The organism is Pseudovibrio japonicus (assembly GCF_014651595.1).
Taxonomy (GTDB): Bacteria; Pseudomonadota; Alphaproteobacteria; order Rhizobiales; family Stappiaceae; genus Pseudovibrio; species Pseudovibrio japonicus.
In genome coordinates, this window is the sequence record NZ_BMXE01000004.1 from 16,741 (window position 1) to 29,682 (window position 12,942).

General features: G+C 53.2%; 25 protein-coding genes. All 25 read right to left on the minus strand.

Going from position 1 to position 12,942, the window contains the following annotated elements:
* Nucleotide 1: 1 nt before the first annotated feature.
* Entirely contained in the window at nucleotides 2-220 is a 219-nt protein-coding gene (locus IE076_RS11540) for a hypothetical protein (RefSeq protein ID WP_189436957.1), read from the minus strand.
* 230 nt (nucleotides 221-450) lie between these two features.
* Nucleotides 451-669 (minus strand): hypothetical protein, encoded by a 219-nt coding sequence (locus IE076_RS11545; protein WP_189436958.1) that lies wholly within the window; start codon nucleotides 667-669, stop codon nucleotides 451-453.
* Between the two features lie 211 nt (nucleotides 670-880).
* Nucleotides 881-1,165 (minus strand): hypothetical protein, encoded by a 285-nt coding sequence (locus tag IE076_RS11550; protein ID WP_189436959.1) that lies wholly within the window; start codon nucleotides 1,163-1,165, stop codon nucleotides 881-883.
* Nucleotides 1,155-1,367, minus strand: a complete 213-nt coding sequence (locus IE076_RS11555; protein WP_189436960.1) for a hypothetical protein — start codon at nucleotides 1,365-1,367, stop codon at nucleotides 1,155-1,157. Before IE076_RS11555 ends, IE076_RS11550 begins: the two co-directional genes overlap by 11 nt.
* 236 nt (nucleotides 1,368-1,603) lie before the next feature.
* The gene (locus tag IE076_RS11560; RefSeq protein WP_189436961.1) at nucleotides 1,604-1,843 is read right to left on the minus strand and encodes a hypothetical protein; all 240 of its coding nucleotides are present in this window, start codon (nucleotides 1,841-1,843) and stop codon (nucleotides 1,604-1,606) included.
* Nucleotides 1,824-2,069, minus strand: a complete 246-nt coding sequence (locus IE076_RS11565) for a hypothetical protein (RefSeq protein WP_189436962.1) — start codon at nucleotides 2,067-2,069, stop codon at nucleotides 1,824-1,826. The genes IE076_RS11560 and IE076_RS11565 overlap by 20 nt, the downstream gene beginning before the upstream one ends.
* The gene (locus IE076_RS11570) at nucleotides 2,069-2,521 is read right to left on the minus strand and encodes a hypothetical protein (protein WP_189436963.1); all 453 of its coding nucleotides are present in this window, start codon (nucleotides 2,519-2,521) and stop codon (nucleotides 2,069-2,071) included. Before IE076_RS11570 ends, IE076_RS11565 begins: the two co-directional genes overlap by 1 nt.
* Nucleotides 2,508-2,942 carry a hypothetical protein gene (locus IE076_RS11575; protein WP_189436964.1) on the minus strand — a complete coding sequence of 145 codons (435 nt, stop codon included), beginning with the start codon at nucleotides 2,940-2,942 and terminating at the stop codon, nucleotides 2,508-2,510. The genes IE076_RS11570 and IE076_RS11575 overlap by 14 nt, the downstream gene beginning before the upstream one ends.
* A complete protein-coding gene (locus IE076_RS11580) occupies nucleotides 2,942-3,598 on the minus strand; it encodes a hypothetical protein (protein ID WP_189436965.1) in 657 nt (218 codons plus the stop codon). Before IE076_RS11580 ends, IE076_RS11575 begins: the two co-directional genes overlap by 1 nt.
* Nucleotides 3,598-3,750 (minus strand): hypothetical protein, encoded by a 153-nt coding sequence (locus tag IE076_RS11585; RefSeq protein ID WP_189436966.1) that lies wholly within the window; start codon nucleotides 3,748-3,750, stop codon nucleotides 3,598-3,600. Before IE076_RS11585 ends, IE076_RS11580 begins: the two co-directional genes overlap by 1 nt.
* Nucleotides 3,750-4,061, minus strand: a complete 312-nt coding sequence (locus IE076_RS11590) for a hypothetical protein (protein ID WP_189436967.1) — start codon at nucleotides 4,059-4,061, stop codon at nucleotides 3,750-3,752. Before IE076_RS11590 ends, IE076_RS11585 begins: the two co-directional genes overlap by 1 nt.
* Nucleotides 4,058-5,005, minus strand: a complete 948-nt coding sequence (locus IE076_RS11595) for a hypothetical protein (protein ID WP_189436968.1) — start codon at nucleotides 5,003-5,005, stop codon at nucleotides 4,058-4,060. The genes IE076_RS11590 and IE076_RS11595 overlap by 4 nt, the downstream gene beginning before the upstream one ends.
* The gene (locus IE076_RS11600; protein WP_189436969.1) at nucleotides 5,002-5,379 is read right to left on the minus strand and encodes a DUF968 domain-containing protein; all 378 of its coding nucleotides are present in this window, start codon (nucleotides 5,377-5,379) and stop codon (nucleotides 5,002-5,004) included. The genes IE076_RS11595 and IE076_RS11600 overlap by 4 nt, the downstream gene beginning before the upstream one ends.
* Nucleotides 5,376-5,924: an RNase H family protein gene (locus tag IE076_RS11605; RefSeq protein ID WP_189436970.1), complete on the minus strand. Its 549-nt coding sequence runs from the start codon at nucleotides 5,922-5,924 to the stop codon at nucleotides 5,376-5,378. The genes IE076_RS11600 and IE076_RS11605 overlap by 4 nt, the downstream gene beginning before the upstream one ends.
* Nucleotides 5,914-6,297, minus strand: a complete 384-nt coding sequence (locus tag IE076_RS11610; RefSeq protein ID WP_189436971.1) for a helix-turn-helix domain-containing protein — start codon at nucleotides 6,295-6,297, stop codon at nucleotides 5,914-5,916. The genes IE076_RS11605 and IE076_RS11610 overlap by 11 nt, the downstream gene beginning before the upstream one ends.
* Nucleotides 6,294-7,115 carry a DUF6551 family protein gene (locus tag IE076_RS11615; protein ID WP_189436972.1) on the minus strand — a complete coding sequence of 274 codons (822 nt, stop codon included), beginning with the start codon at nucleotides 7,113-7,115 and terminating at the stop codon, nucleotides 6,294-6,296. The genes IE076_RS11610 and IE076_RS11615 overlap by 4 nt, the downstream gene beginning before the upstream one ends.
* Nucleotides 7,112-7,987, minus strand: coding sequence for a phage Gp37/Gp68 family protein (locus tag IE076_RS11620; RefSeq protein ID WP_189436973.1), 876 nt, complete (start codon nucleotides 7,985-7,987; stop codon nucleotides 7,112-7,114). The genes IE076_RS11615 and IE076_RS11620 overlap by 4 nt, the downstream gene beginning before the upstream one ends.
* A complete protein-coding gene (locus tag IE076_RS11625) occupies nucleotides 7,987-8,502 on the minus strand; it encodes a helix-turn-helix transcriptional regulator (RefSeq protein WP_189436974.1) in 516 nt (171 codons plus the stop codon). The genes IE076_RS11620 and IE076_RS11625 overlap by 1 nt, the downstream gene beginning before the upstream one ends.
* A 48-nt stretch (nucleotides 8,503-8,550) precedes the next feature.
* Nucleotides 8,551-8,925, minus strand: a complete 375-nt coding sequence (locus IE076_RS11630; RefSeq protein ID WP_189436975.1) for a hypothetical protein — start codon at nucleotides 8,923-8,925, stop codon at nucleotides 8,551-8,553.
* A 57-nt stretch (nucleotides 8,926-8,982) separates the two neighbouring features.
* Nucleotides 8,983-9,444, minus strand: a complete 462-nt coding sequence (locus tag IE076_RS11635) for a hypothetical protein (protein ID WP_189436976.1) — start codon at nucleotides 9,442-9,444, stop codon at nucleotides 8,983-8,985.
* 48 nt (nucleotides 9,445-9,492) lie between these two features.
* On the minus strand, nucleotides 9,493-9,741 hold the full coding sequence (locus tag IE076_RS11640) for a hypothetical protein (RefSeq protein ID WP_189436977.1): 249 nt from the start codon (nucleotides 9,739-9,741) through the stop codon (nucleotides 9,493-9,495).
* Nucleotides 9,742-9,748: 7 nt separating this feature from the next.
* Nucleotides 9,749-10,135 (minus strand): helix-turn-helix domain-containing protein, encoded by a 387-nt coding sequence (locus IE076_RS11645; RefSeq protein WP_189436978.1) that lies wholly within the window; start codon nucleotides 10,133-10,135, stop codon nucleotides 9,749-9,751.
* Between the two features lie 16 nt (nucleotides 10,136-10,151).
* Nucleotides 10,152-10,784: a 3'-5' exonuclease family protein gene (locus IE076_RS11650; protein ID WP_189436979.1), complete on the minus strand. Its 633-nt coding sequence runs from the start codon at nucleotides 10,782-10,784 to the stop codon at nucleotides 10,152-10,154.
* Nucleotides 10,784-11,848, minus strand: a complete 1,065-nt coding sequence (locus IE076_RS11655) for a hypothetical protein (RefSeq protein WP_189436980.1) — start codon at nucleotides 11,846-11,848, stop codon at nucleotides 10,784-10,786. The genes IE076_RS11650 and IE076_RS11655 overlap by 1 nt, the downstream gene beginning before the upstream one ends.
* Nucleotides 11,845-12,909, minus strand: a complete 1,065-nt coding sequence (locus IE076_RS11660) for a hypothetical protein (protein WP_189436981.1) — start codon at nucleotides 12,907-12,909, stop codon at nucleotides 11,845-11,847. The genes IE076_RS11655 and IE076_RS11660 overlap by 4 nt, the downstream gene beginning before the upstream one ends.
* Between the last annotated feature and the right edge of the window lie 33 nt (nucleotides 12,910-12,942).

The window sequence follows — 12,942 nt, forward strand, 5'->3', positions numbered from 1 at the left end:
CCTACTCTGACGACTGGGATATTGGAGACAAGCGATTAAGGATGTCGGCAAGACGAACACGCACTTCCTTCTCAAGCGTTTGCTGCAGTGTGTCTCTGTTTACTGCAACGAGCTCGTCTCCGACGATGCCCATATGGCTGGTTGCCTCATTGCCGACCGTTGCAATAAAGCCGCCTTTTGCTGCTCGTACTCGAACAACGATGCTTTCTTCTCCGGTCATCTCTGTTCCTTTCAATTGAATTGCTAATCGTCTTGACGAATTCACCCAACGAAACGCACCAGCTGTGCGCTTGGTGGGGCGGCCACAAGATTCCGGCTGTGGCTTTGCCCTTGCTGTTACATCGTCGCCTCCAAGTTTGTGTCCCTCACTTAGTCAGGCAGAGGGTGGTGCCCTGGGGCTTGCACAGTGATAATGCTTTGCCTTTGCGGCTTGTATTCCTTGGGGAGTTCTCAGGCTTGCTGATCAGGCAGTATGTAGCCAGCCTCACGACTAAGTCGGCGCATAACGACTTCAACTTTCCGAAGTTCACCTTTGTGTTCATGGTCGTCTAATGCGTGTGCCATCTCGATCTGTTCAGTAATGGTTGCCAGAGCTTCCGTGATATCGCTGTCTGCGGGGACGCGATTGTCTGCGGACCGCTGTGTCAGCGTATTCAAACCTTCACTCATATTCCCATTCCTCTCTCTATCGCTTGGCGTTTCATCCGCTCCCAACAAAGGACGACGAGTTTCCAGCGCTTGTTTCTGGAGGCTCGTTGGCGGAGGGTTTTCAGGTCTCTGTCAACGAGCTTGTAGTGCTTGGGGCAGATCCACTCTGGTTGCTTAAGGGGCAGGGGAGTGCGCTCAGTTCTGTTGCAGTGGGGGACGATGCAGCGCGTTCTCATTCGAGCGTCAAACCAAATTCGCCATACTCCCCGCAATGGATCTTTTGCCATTCCAGAGGCGCGGCCATGCCCTTGTTTATGAGCCAGGTGGGGAACCTTTCAGGCTGCGGCTCGTCGTAGTATTCATCGGGTTCGAATTCTGATTTGTATTGCTCGGAAAGTTCGGTGAGGTTCAGCTTTTGCAGCGTTACCACGATGCCAATGAAATCGTAGCCACTGTATGCACCTCTGGAGAATGCTATGATCTTCCCCGGTTCAATGAGTTGACCGTTATTCTCCATCAGGCCCTCCATCTTGATCCGGCATATAAGCGGAAGGATCGCGCCAAACTTTCTTGATGGCGTCCAGCTCCCAGTTGAACTCCAACGCAGCGTCCATTAAGGCTTTTTTCAGACCCATGAAGAGTGCTTGAAAGTATGCGTGCAGCAACAGGAAGGGCGTTGCGATGATCAGCGACAAGCGAAAGAACGACTTAAAGGCCATCTACTGTTCTCCCTCTTGAGATCCGTGTGTTTTCACGCGGTACACTTGGGATACTGGAACTCTCAGATCCTGAGATATTAAAGGGCTCAGATCCGGCAGTTGCGGCATGATCATTGTTGCGCCCAGTTCGACCAACTTGGTTTTCTGCCATGGCTTCCAAGGCCAAGAGAAAAGCCGTTCCGTCCACGACCGGTCTCTGCGGATCCAAATCTTTGTGTGTTCCGTGAGCATTGGCATCACTCACCCCCTTTCTCTTCCAAACGCCGCAGCAGCTCTGGAATGATCACGTGCCACATGGTGGCCTCGTAAACGGGCGCACCTGGGGCAAACCTGATTGGGTCCATGTTCGCCATATAAAGACGCGTGCTTGCTGCCAGATCAGAGTTGTTCAGATTGGCAAAGCGAGCCATTTGCTCTTCGTGCCAGATCTTGAACTGTGCAGCGCGGGCCTCGGCTTCAGGGGTTAGCTTGAGCATCGTTCCCGACCTCCTCAAGCTTGTACTCGACCACTTCCATGAAACGTGCGTTGAGGCGTTTCCAAAGTTGGTCACCTTTGTACACTTCGAACCAAACAACGCCGGAGTCTTGATCAAACGAAGGATTGATCTTCGTTACACCGTCATAACCAACTGAAGCGGCTTCCGACCAGTACTGGTCGTTGACTGGTATAGCCCCACATACACGGATAATTTCGCGAGCCATCACGCCACCCCCGTTGCTGTTGAGGCCGGCTTAGCGGCACCGCCAGCTAACTCGATGGCTTTTTGAACCATTTGCCATGAGCCGGGAGGCATTCGCTTCCGGTCGTCGTTTTCAAGGTTCTCTAGTGCCTCCAGAAGGAGAGGGAACACGTTGATCCGGCGTTGCAGTTCTGTCGCCGCCTGTTCTGAGTAGAAGACCTTTGCTGTGGCTTCTTCATAATCAACCGGCTGAATGTCATGCCCGCTCCAGTATTCGAACTCGACGCTCACTTTTGGCAAGAACATTGCCGGGGTGAGTGCCATGTCACCCTGAAGCGTTTTGATGAGTTCTTCCTGAGCATCGATATGAGCAAGCAATGCTCTGAGGTCGGACACGGTAACGCGATAGTCTGGTATCGAGCCTATGCCGCGGACTTTCCGAAGACGGTCAAGGAGTTCATTAATGTCTCTCATGATGATCCTCACAGCTTACGTTGAGCACCTTACGGTCCCCATTCCGTGACAGATCAAGCTCCAGCTTCTCAGCTTCCTCGATAAGCTCCTCAGGGCCGTTGAAGCCCAGGTCTTCAAAGTGGGATTCAGGGTCTTTCTGATAGGTGCGGTATTCCTCTACGATATCGCTCAGCATTGGCGCACAGGCGCGACAAGTCATGACGCTATCTGCGGAGATGTAATGCGGGTCGCCTTCGAAAATGGGGGTGTCGCATCCTTCGCATACCCCGTCTAATCCGGACAGGTCATCCTCAATATCTGAGAGCTTGTCCAAAGCAGCTTCGTAACGGGCCTGTGTCGGGGCGAGGAGGGCTTTGCGTTCTTCTTCAATATTGGCGATTGTCGCCTTTGCAACTTCCCAATCAGCATGGGTGTAGGGCATCAACCGGCCTCCTTCACAAAGTCATCGACGTTGCTCTTGTGTACCTTGAACTCTGTGACGCTCACCCATGGGTTTGCATCCCAGCCATAGCCACGTTTTTCGTTGAGGCTGTTCCAGAGACTTCGAAATTTATCTCGGAGAATTTCGTTCTCGCGTTCAACGCCGATATCGTGTTCTGGGTAGATGCCGGTGATCCAGCGTTTTAGCTGCATACCTTCAGAAACAGCATCTGCAGCTGAAATTTTTTGAAGTAGCTCCACCCGCACCCCAGTAACCTCCAGAGTGATGCGAGAATGCTGGCGTGGCATGAATATTGAGGGTCTCCAGCGACGCTCGTCATCACCAACAGTTGCGCGATACCGAACTTCACCAACTTGCGGGCATCCGCATATCTCAGAACAACCACATTCAACTTCTTCAATCTGGGCCCATGTTTCACGTACCCATAAAAGGTCGCCTATTGCATGCTGAAGCAGTCCATGTTTTGGGGCGTCAATAACATGGGTGATCACGCCCATTTTTGTTTTTGTTGGTTTCTTGATCTGTAATGTATTGTCGTTTTCGATGCCTTTAATAATTCTCCGTGTTTGTGTTTTGCGCCCTTCCAAAATGGCACGAACCATAGGGCCGGAGAAAAGGATAGGTTTGGTAGCCATCAGCCCGCGCCCCCAAGTTCTTCAATCACGAAAAGGCTCATGGCTGCGACAATGAGCACACAGCCCCAACCTTCCTCGTAACCTCGAATGATCAGAAAAACGGCTCCAGCAACGGCGGAGACGCCAACAAGACCTGCAGCAAATGCAGCCATCAGCTGTCCTCCTTTGGAGCTTTGCGGTTTGCCTCAGCTGCCTTGCGCTCTGCAGCCTTCACCTGCTTGTTGTTCTCAGACTTTGCGAATGAGTAACGGCGGTTTGCTGCGCCCGCAGCACACTGAAGCGCACTGAAACGATCATGCAATTCGCGATTGCCGTTGGTGATCTCGGTCCGCAACGGTACGCCCACAGGCAAACTGATTTTGGAATCGTCAATGCCGTGCTCGTTCATGAAGTTTCGCAGCGCGCTATCTGCTGTGCAGGCGGCTTCCCAGAGGGCTTGGAGATCTTGTTCAGAATGTCTCATGCTGAGCCCCCCCGAATGATCTCCTTGTTACGCTTTAATGCTTCACAGGCCTTTGCGTACTCTTTCTTGCTACGATTGAAATTGCTTTCGCAGAGGGCAGCCTCACGTTCCACGCCCTCACAAGCTGCCTCGACAAGATCAGAGGGCACCTTCAAACCTGCTTCGATAGCGCGCAGTATCGTGTGGGAGTTGCACTTCTTATGGTCTCTCAGACTATTCAGTTCGTCGTTTAGGTACCTGGACCATAGCTTCTGTAGCTTGACCTCTGCCTCTTCCTTTGTGCGGTAGAAATGGCAAGGTGTTCCGGGTCCGCCACTTCCATCGGAATACTGCATCACTTGGAACGAGACTTTGCGTTCGTGGAAGTTCTCTCTTTTATGGCGCTCCGCCATCAAAGCTATCATGCGCCAAATGCCGTCAGAACACTTTAACTCTTTGCTGCTGAGATCAACCAGGCTAGGCAAATAGCCATCAAGAACCATGTAATGAAAGTCGCCGTTGACGAAGGCGGAAAGCGTCTCTAGCCCGTTCACCTTCTCCAGTTCTTGAAGAGTTTTCTGTTGCGCAAGTTTCGCCTCATAGAGCTTCTCTTCGAGCTCTTCCAGCTCGTTGCGCTTGGCTGCGATAGCATCATCAAGCTCCATAAACTCGTCGGCTCGGTAGATCTTCGGCTTCGTGGACATCACATGTGGAACGATTTCCAGTTTCCCGAAACTTGATGTGGGATCGGCAAATTCATCCCAAGTCTCAAATTCCAGCCTCACCAAATGACCTGCAGGCACCTTTCCAAGGTACTCACCCTGCGTCCCGTCTGGGATGTAGCAAACCATGCCGGGAAGGAGCTCTTCAGCTTCAGCGGCTTTCTCAGCGCGCTCCTGCTCCATCTGCTCATGGTCTTCGCGCAGAACCTCTTCCTCAGTAAAAAGCTTGTCAAATTCAGTCACTTCCGTCTCCCTTCTCTTGCGCGTCTGATGACCACGCGGGCTCTGTCTGTGTTGGGGTGGACCATGCGCAGGGCACAGCAGAGCGCGTGCGGGTCGATCCCTTGCGACTCCCAGTAGGCGTCTTCGTTCATGTCGTGCTGCTTGCTATGCTCCTCGTGCCAGAGAGGAAGGCACCAGTAATCGTCCGGCTTTTGCTGGCCTCCGCTTTGAGGCTTGCCGTAATCAAGGTTGCCGGATCTTAGGTGAGCGGCCTGAACGCCTTCACCTTCACGGCCTGTGACAACGCAAGGAAGCTCATGGAGCCACTTCAGGTACTTCTTGTCCTTGCGTGGTGCTTCCATGCATGCGGAGTAATCGGTTTGGTGGAAGGTCATGAGAACGACTGCCCCTCCAACTTTCGAGCTTCGCGGTCTAACTCGAATTGCTTCCGGCCTGCCTTTGCAAGCTTGTCACACAGGCGATTGACGTAGTTGCGCCCATCGCCTTTCTGGTGACCACGTACATGGCGAAGAGTGAGTTCAAGATTGTGCTGTGCTGCGGTTTCAACGATGAGAGCGGATATGCGCCGATGGATCTTTTTCATAGGCTTGCGCTGCGGTTTGATCTCAGCGCTTGCTTTGTGCGAGTTGATCTGGATAGAGCTATCAAACTGCAACAGACAAGCCAGTGCAGGCACACTGTCTGATTGGAGCAAAATGACTTTATCTGATGCACTAAAGTACTGGTCCGCACTCAAAGCGCTCATGGCATTTGCCAGTGCCTTGAGTTCATTGACTTCAATGCAGCCGTGAAAGGCTTGAAAGGGACCTCCGCCGTGTACAGCGGGCCTGCCATCGCCCTTTGCCCAGAAGCCATAGCCGCAAGACTTGTTATGGTGGCTTAATGAGGCATCAGTGAAAACCGTGACGTCAGGTTTCATCGTTCCCTCCCTCAAGCTGCTGCTTCAGTACAAGGCGTTTTTCTTTTTCGATGTAGAAGCCCAAGCCCCAATGGGTCTTGATGGTGATGTCAAAGGGCTTGAGCTTTGCGCGAATCTTGCAGACCAGAACGTCTATGATTTTCTCTTCCGGGCGATCCTTGCCCAAGTCATCGTAAAGCACTGCCATTGCGCCAATTTTGGTAATGGATTCGCGGTTGATCAAAAGGGCCATGAGGCGCTCTTCGTGTTTGGTAAGGCACCATTCCACCGGAAGCAGGAAGGTGCCTACCAGAGCCTCTTCAAGCTCTTCTATTCTGGCTTGCAGGACTTCGTTCTGGTCGCGCAAGTGATTGATTAGGTCACTGTCATTCATTTGCGCTTCTTCCTTGTTTTCTTGAACCAGATCGCGGCCATGGCCCGCCAGGTCAGCATGCTGTGTGCGGCCTTGAGGGCTGCAACTTCGCCATTTGCACTTTCGCCCTCTTTCATGATGGTCAGGACCAGCCGCTCTTCATCGATCTGTCCGGCGTAATCTTCACTGAACAGAAGCATTTCGACCGCCTTGATGGCGTCAGCTGAGATGGGCTTGAGACCTGCTTTCTTGCAGATGACAAGGATTCGGCGCAGTCCAATGACGTACCTGCGCCTGACCACCTTCAAAAGAGTGGTTGCAGCAAGAGTGTCGCCCGCCTTGTACATGCCCTTGGGTGGCTGTGATTTGAGGAGGGTAACGCCCGCTCTCTCCATGGCCATATGGACGCTTGTTGCATCGTTTTCACCAGCGGCAAGCTGCGAGTAAAAGAGCTGCATGGACGTCACGTTAAGCCGGTTCTGATTGTGGCGGACGAAGGCACTTGCTCTTTCCGCTGTGGTCTCGGCAGGGACCACCATCACCGGAACCTCGGTAATCTCCGGGTGTGTGGCAGCCGCTATTGCGGTGTGCTGTCCATCAAGAAGATGCAGCTGTCCATCCACTTGCACAGCAATGGGAGGTTTGAAGGAATTCCAGTTCCACTGCTTGACGATCTTGCGGATCAAGCGCACCGAGCTTCTGGAAAGATTGCGCTGGTACTCCTCGTCCACAAACAAGCTTGTGGGATCAACGATGGTGAACTCGGGCAGGGCGCCTGGGTAACCGGCAGCCACGTCAGGAAGATTGAGCGCTTGGATTTGCCGGGTGGTTTTGCTCATGATCCGGCCTCCCATTGGGTTGCAACAGTCGGGAAAGCCTGATGCAACGCGCCATCAAGAAGCGGGGATGCTTTGCGTTTTCCGACACGGTTCATTGCCCACCCGCCGCGATCAGTGAACTCACCTGGAACCCAGTCCCCCCATTGCTTGAAGAAGAAGGGGACGCTTGCAAATGCGCATTGGTCGCGTAGGGAGGTAAACCAGTCAGGGAAGGACGCACGGGAGTTAGGACCGCTCTCACCACCTGCGATTACCCAGTTCAATTTGAACACAAAGCCCTTTTTGTCGTGCAGTTGGCCTTCCAGAGCATTGAAGCGAAGCCCGTCAAACCACTCCACATTGCTAAGGTCTACTGGACCAAGCAGTGGCTCAGAAGAAATGAAGCGCACGGCCTGCGGGATCTGGGTAAGATATTTGATGCGTTGATCAGCTGTTTTCTGATCTTCAACAGTGGTGCCAATCCATACGTTCGTTGGAAAGAACCATTCCCAAGGCACCATTCCCCTGATGTTCTGAGGCCGCTTAGTCAGAAGCAACCAATCAAGGTTCGGCGTTGCGTCAATCAACTCCCACAAGTCATCTCGCCAGCCTTGCTCAATGCTGTTGTGATTGTCGAAGACATCAGCAAGAGAGGCACAAAACACCCGATAACGAACGCCTTCCTTCTCGGCCTTCCTGTTCCAGCTTAGCGGCTTCTTCCAGTTATCCGCACTCGTGCGTATGCGTGCTGCCTTTGGACCCCATCGACTCCCGCCAAATCGCTTGTCATAGGCCTCTGCATAGCAATGATCACATGCAGGACTGATTTTCGTGCAACCAATCCATGGATTGAAGGTATGATCGCACCACTCTATTGGTGAGTTGAAAGCCATCACGCTTCTCCCACAGGACGGTCGCCATTGCGCAGCTCTCCCAACGCAGCGCGTTCTTTTGCCTGGTTTTCACATGGCATGTGCTTGTCGATGAGGACGAGGGAGGCAATCGGATTGAAGAAACTGTCAGCTGAAAGACCACTTTTCACGCTTCTGGAGAGGCTATCCAGTACAGCACAAAGCCTGAGGTAGGCGCTTTCTTCCGGGGCTTCATTACTGCTTCTGTAGGCTTCGCGTGTGGCTTCTGAAGCTGCATCAAGATACTCAGCCACCTTCTGTCGCTCGTTGTGAGCAGCGACGCGAGCACAGAGGTGATAAATGGTAGTGTCGCCGGTCTTTGCCTTGGCCTTACTGATATGCTCGTAGGCCGTGTGCTGAGAGAGGCCTAAATCACCAGCCATTTGCGAGACGGTCCTACCATCCAGAAGATGTTCAATGCACTCCAGCTCGCGTTTTGTCAGGCCAAGGGGGCGAGCTGATTTTTCAAAGTCTTTGCTTGCAGTAATCGCGTTCATGTCAAATGTCCCGGTCAAGAATTAGCTTTAAAAATGTGGCGCATGATTTTAGGGAGAGCATGGGAAATTGAGGGCGCTCATGATGACGTCGAGAAGCGTTCTTTGTCCCCGCTCGGAGCGTGCCCATTCTTCAAAATGTTTGAGTGTATCGGCGTTTAACGGTGCAGGGTCTTCAGGTGGGGAGTACGCCAGCGGCTGCGTTTGGAACTCTCCGAGAAGAGTTACCTTGCGCTCGCATTTGGCAGGCAAAACGAAGGTTTCTTCAGCGGAAGACGTTGCAATTCTGTTCATGTAGTAGGTGGCAAGAACAGTGGCCCGATGAATGTCAGTGGTCCATTCAATCTTCTTACCCGGAACCCAAGCCTGATCCGCCAAGACGGCGTACTCGCCCTTAGAATTTTTGATCAACGACTGTTCACTCATGGTTGCTCGTCTCCGTCTGGTGATGGCAGGTAAAGGGGTGGGAAGGGCGCGTACGCCCTAACCTCTCTCAGTAGGGGACTGGTTTCGGGAGAATGGTTCGAGAAGATCGTCTTCAATGGCCCGTGCGAGATCATCTGTGAGGTTGCTGGGGCTCGGCGTGGCGCTGCCCCGCGTGTTTTGAGCCAGACGTTCTGGATTGCTGATCAGAAACCCAGTTGAGGACTCGCCTACAAGGGATGGGGCCGCAGCCGGAATACGGCCACCTCTGGGCAACGAGGGATGGACCATGCGCGATGTATCAAGTGCAACAGTGCGCTCTTCTCGTGCCGGCAGGATTGCAAACTCAAGGTCCCAGTCTGCGGTAAGCGCGGTGATGTACTGCGACGGCCAGACACTTGCCTCGCTAAGGTCGTTGGTCCAGTCGATCGTTTTTTCCAGAGAGCCCTTTACGATGCGCTCTACTGCATACTGACCGCTGGGAGTGGTAATGATTGAAAGATCTTCGCTTTGATAATCCATCGTTCTCTTCCTTGGTGTGACGCGAGTTGGAGGTAAAAGACTTGCCGGTTACGTGATGTGTCCGGTGACGGGGAACATGACGACCTTGTTCTCAGAACAGACCAGATCGGAGATGACACCGAGTATCTTTTTCTTTTCAACAGAAGGGGTTGCGGCCAATTCCTCACGCAGCGGACTAGCCAGAGCTGTGACGGTCACAGTTGCTGTGTGCGGGTTGAAACGGTTGCGCTGTTCCAGAAACGTTTTCAGGTCCTCTTTGAGGATCTTGGCGCGTTCAACGTGGGCTTGGGTATCCATGGTGCACCTATGCCGCCACTTGCTGAGCGATGTTGATGAGCGATTGCTGACCGTTTCGAGAGCAGCCCTCAAAGGCCTTCAGCAGGTCCACCGCACCGGGGATTGCCAGAAGAGAGAGACCTTCTATGTCGTCTGTTTGTTTTATGTTCTTGAGGCCGGGAGCACCTTCAAAGAAGAGACCTGGGGAGCATTTGAGCGTGTTCGCAATCTCGGCAAGACGACTGGAGCCAACGCGGTTTTCGCCTTTCTCGTACTTCTGAATCTGCTGGAACGTGACGCCGACTGTCGCACCAAGCTTCTCCTGCGAGATACCCAGAAGCATGCGGCGGGTACAGATGCCCTTGCCGATATGAACATCAACTGGGTGCGGCTGTTTCTTCTTTGGTTTCGTCATAACAAATCCTTTGGTTTCAATAGGCTGCGTTTTCAAAATGACCGCGGTTCAGGAGCTCGAAGAAGAGGGCTTTGGTAGCGCCCAAGCCTGACCAGGCATCGGCCTTGTCAATCTCGATAGGCTCCGCCAGCAGCTGCTTGCAGGCCTCGTTCATGCTCGGCCAGCGCAACTGGTCGTCCTCAGAGTCTTCCGGATTGCGGAGCAGCCCGCATTCACGGGTGCAAACCGGATCCTGAATGTTCAGGAACTCAAGTCCGGGGCGTTCCCACCTACCGACGAATGCCCCTTTTTTTGCCCGTGTCTGCTCTTCCAGACTGGTGAGCTGCGAGGTGATAATGCGCCGGTCGAAGTCGCCGTAAGTCACCACGCGCAAGGCCTTACCAGCCATGTCTGAGAGCAACGCCAGTACGGGGTTTTGCCGTACTCCCAGCTGCTCACAGCGACGCTCTTCAATGCCGTGTAGCTCCTTTGCCTGAGGTTTGATGGGGCGGCGCTCGGCCTTGATCAGCACGTCGATGGCGGTGACGCGGTTACCTTCCGCGTCTGCCAGTTCTGCAGCAATCTTGATTGCCCATGGTTGAGAGGAATGGCCAAGAGGCAATTCGTCTCTGAGCAGACCGCTTGTCACAAGGTCGAGGAACAAGAGCATTAGCGACAGGCCTCCTCGATGCACTCAGCAACATGAGCCTTACAATCGTCGGGGCTGATGCTGCCTTTGATGCGATTATGGTTGGCCTGGAAGATGGCCTTAAAGAGCGCCACATCGCGGTCGTTGGGTGTTGCCTTTATCTCGCTGGAGAACTTCTTGTCACCCTTTTCCAGCGTGTCTTCACTGCGCAGCTTTGACAGGTTCTGAGCATAAAGTTCAAACGTGCCACGAGAGATGGAAAGGGAAGTGCCGGAGGATGACGCTTTCGGGCCTTTTGCGTCACCCTCCGACGTGCCGCCCTCCTGGAGAGCAGATCCGGACCGCGCCTGTGCAGGGGCTTGGTTAGAGGAATTTTGGTTTCCGGATTGCTTTTCCTCAGGAGAGAGGAAGGGGCTTTGGTCTGGAGATTTTGTAATGTCTTTTGCTCGGCGTGCCCGATGGGCATCATTTTCCAGAGCCATTTCATCAGGTGTATAGACCCCCATAATGAGGCCTGGTTCATGCAGGCGTGTCCATTGCCGATGGCCACGGTAATGCAACATGGAGTGGGGGTCGTTCTTCCAGGCGGCATTCATCAGGTTGGCGTTCGCCCCCTTCGAACTACCGTAAGTCGCCCAGTCTTTGACTGAGCCTTCCATCACACGCCCTTGAGAGCTGCCATCCTCATTGAATGGCTGATCAGAGAGAAAGATTGTATAGTCGTCTGTACCGCGCACACCCGTGTAACGGGTGTGAAGGCGGACCCCGTTCATATTCAGGACGGCCTGAACCAGCTTGCCTTCATAGCAAAGCTTACCGTGCACAACGGCTGTAGCTTGAGCGACTGCGAGGGGATCAATGCCCCAGTTAAGGGCTTGATTGACCACCAAGAAACAGTTTGAGTATGCTTCTTCCGGATTTTTGCCGCGCAGGTGCTCGGGAAGGAGAGAGGCGCGTGAAATAGCGACTGCATACCTATCGGTGAGCTCGAACCGCTCCGGGCTTAGAATGTTGGATGGTGCCAGAAAATCGCCCTGCAAGGAGGATGCGCTACCTGTCTCCATAATCTGAAGTTCGTTGCTCATGAGGCATCTCCACGATAGGTCTCATCGTCAAGATCCATGGCGGGATTCTGTGGGTGCCAGAGGTTGTCTTTGCCGTATTCTCCGACAAAGAACCGGTAGTCATCGAGCGCTTCTTTGGCCATCCGCTTGTGGTCTGCAATGCGATCTGGGCCGTTCCAGTTGACGGTAAGAGGCTGCGGACAGCTTTTAGTTTTCACAAAGACCCAGATCCAGCTGGGGTCTTCATCAGAGGCGAAGACCTCATCGAGGAACGTTTCATAAGGAGGATCACCAAATACCTCTATGTCACCACTGCGAAACAGCTCTTTGATGAACCCGAACGAACGCAGATAGTCTGCGGACTGGATCTCATAATTATTGCTGCGAATGGCAGCACGGACCAGACGCTGCATGTTTCCGGTGGACTTGGGGGAGAAGGACTTCAGATCGACCAAGGCGTGTCGTAAAAGCCGGTCAACGCGGAATTTGCGCTTGGTATCGCCGTCCATGTAGAAGAACGAGACTTCTGGTGCGCCTTTGATGAAAGTCCCGTCTTCCATCACGGGTCCCAGATCATGGTCACGCTGCAACATCTGGGCGGCGGTTTCGACGAGTTCCCAGCCCGCCACCGGGATAAAGGTTTTTCCGGCGTGTTCCTCCAAGTATGTATCCTTGAGGACTTCCAGAACCTTTGCAGAGGGATCAACTTCAAGTACCCATTTGATGAGATCCGCTTTCTTTTTGCTCTTCATGCCTTTCTGGTCATGTTCTTCCAGGTGGGCGATCAGTTCTGCATTGGTATTTAAAGCATCGGGGTGCTGCGAAGGATCAAAATCAGGCGCAAACTTGGCGTTTAAGATCTCAACGCCTTCCAGAATGCGGGCATGCAAGGCAGAGCCAAGATCCAGCGCTTTAGAGTGCTTCTGACCATTAAGCCTGTCGAATTGGTAGTCAGCCGCATTGACGTGAATTGCTTTGATTGGTGATGAGCCAAGGGCGTCAGGGTCAGCATGGTAAATGTCTTCGTCGAGACCGAAATGGATGCCAAGAGGGACAGGATCGCCAACTTTTAGGTCGAGCATTTGGAACTCCGAGAGGGCTGGGAGAGGGGCGTA

Excerpts from the sequence above, each read along its gene's own strand:
- IE076_RS11545 (WP_189436958.1), bottom strand. The coding sequence starts at position 669 with ATGAGTGAAGGTTTGAATACGCTGACACAGCGGTCCGCAGACAATCGC.
- IE076_RS11660 (WP_189436981.1), bottom strand. The coding sequence starts at position 12,909 with ATGCTCGACCTAAAAGTTGGCGATCCTGTCCCTCTTGGCATCCATTTC.
- IE076_RS11565 (WP_189436962.1), bottom strand. The coding sequence starts at position 2,069 with ATGGCTCGCGAAATTATCCGTGTATGTGGGGCTATACCAGTCAACGAC.
- IE076_RS11560 (WP_189436961.1), bottom strand. The coding sequence starts at position 1,843 with ATGCTCAAGCTAACCCCTGAAGCCGAGGCCCGCGCTGCACAGTTCAAG.
- IE076_RS11650 (WP_189436979.1), bottom strand. The coding sequence starts at position 10,784 with ATGCTCTTGTTCCTCGACCTTGTGACAAGCGGTCTGCTCAGAGACGAA.
- IE076_RS11540 (WP_189436957.1), bottom strand. The coding sequence starts at position 220 with ATGACCGGAGAAGAAAGCATCGTTGTTCGAGTACGAGCAGCAAAAGGC.
- IE076_RS11550 (WP_189436959.1), bottom strand. The coding sequence starts at position 1,165 with ATGGAGAATAACGGTCAACTCATTGAACCGGGGAAGATCATAGCATTC.
- IE076_RS11635 (WP_189436976.1), bottom strand. The coding sequence starts at position 9,444 with ATGGATTATCAAAGCGAAGATCTTTCAATCATTACCACTCCCAGCGGT.
- IE076_RS11580 (WP_189436965.1), bottom strand. The coding sequence starts at position 3,598 with ATGGCTACCAAACCTATCCTTTTCTCCGGCCCTATGGTTCGTGCCATT.
- IE076_RS11645 (WP_189436978.1), bottom strand. The coding sequence starts at position 10,135 with ATGACGAAACCAAAGAAGAAACAGCCGCACCCAGTTGATGTTCATATC.
- IE076_RS11615 (WP_189436972.1), bottom strand. The coding sequence starts at position 7,115 with ATGAGCAAAACCACCCGGCAAATCCAAGCGCTCAATCTTCCTGACGTG.
- IE076_RS11575 (WP_189436964.1), bottom strand. The coding sequence starts at position 2,942 with ATGCCCTACACCCATGCTGATTGGGAAGTTGCAAAGGCGACAATCGCC.
- IE076_RS11605 (WP_189436970.1), bottom strand. The coding sequence starts at position 5,924 with ATGAAACCTGACGTCACGGTTTTCACTGATGCCTCATTAAGCCACCAT.
- IE076_RS11590 (WP_189436967.1), bottom strand. The coding sequence starts at position 4,061 with ATGAGACATTCTGAACAAGATCTCCAAGCCCTCTGGGAAGCCGCCTGC.
- IE076_RS11570 (WP_189436963.1), bottom strand. The coding sequence starts at position 2,521 with ATGAGAGACATTAATGAACTCCTTGACCGTCTTCGGAAAGTCCGCGGC.
- IE076_RS11655 (WP_189436980.1), bottom strand. The coding sequence starts at position 11,848 with ATGAGCAACGAACTTCAGATTATGGAGACAGGTAGCGCATCCTCCTTG.
- IE076_RS11600 (WP_189436969.1), bottom strand. The coding sequence starts at position 5,379 with ATGACCTTCCACCAAACCGATTACTCCGCATGCATGGAAGCACCACGC.
- IE076_RS11555 (WP_189436960.1), bottom strand. The coding sequence starts at position 1,367 with ATGGCCTTTAAGTCGTTCTTTCGCTTGTCGCTGATCATCGCAACGCCC.
- IE076_RS11620 (WP_189436973.1), bottom strand. The coding sequence starts at position 7,987 with ATGGCTTTCAACTCACCAATAGAGTGGTGCGATCATACCTTCAATCCA.
- IE076_RS11610 (WP_189436971.1), bottom strand. The coding sequence starts at position 6,297 with ATGAATGACAGTGACCTAATCAATCACTTGCGCGACCAGAACGAAGTC.
- IE076_RS11640 (WP_189436977.1), bottom strand. The coding sequence starts at position 9,741 with ATGGATACCCAAGCCCACGTTGAACGCGCCAAGATCCTCAAAGAGGAC.
- IE076_RS11630 (WP_189436975.1), bottom strand. The coding sequence starts at position 8,925 with ATGAGTGAACAGTCGTTGATCAAAAATTCTAAGGGCGAGTACGCCGTC.
- IE076_RS11625 (WP_189436974.1), bottom strand. The coding sequence starts at position 8,502 with ATGAACGCGATTACTGCAAGCAAAGACTTTGAAAAATCAGCTCGCCCC.
- IE076_RS11585 (WP_189436966.1), bottom strand. The coding sequence starts at position 3,750 with ATGGCTGCATTTGCTGCAGGTCTTGTTGGCGTCTCCGCCGTTGCTGGA.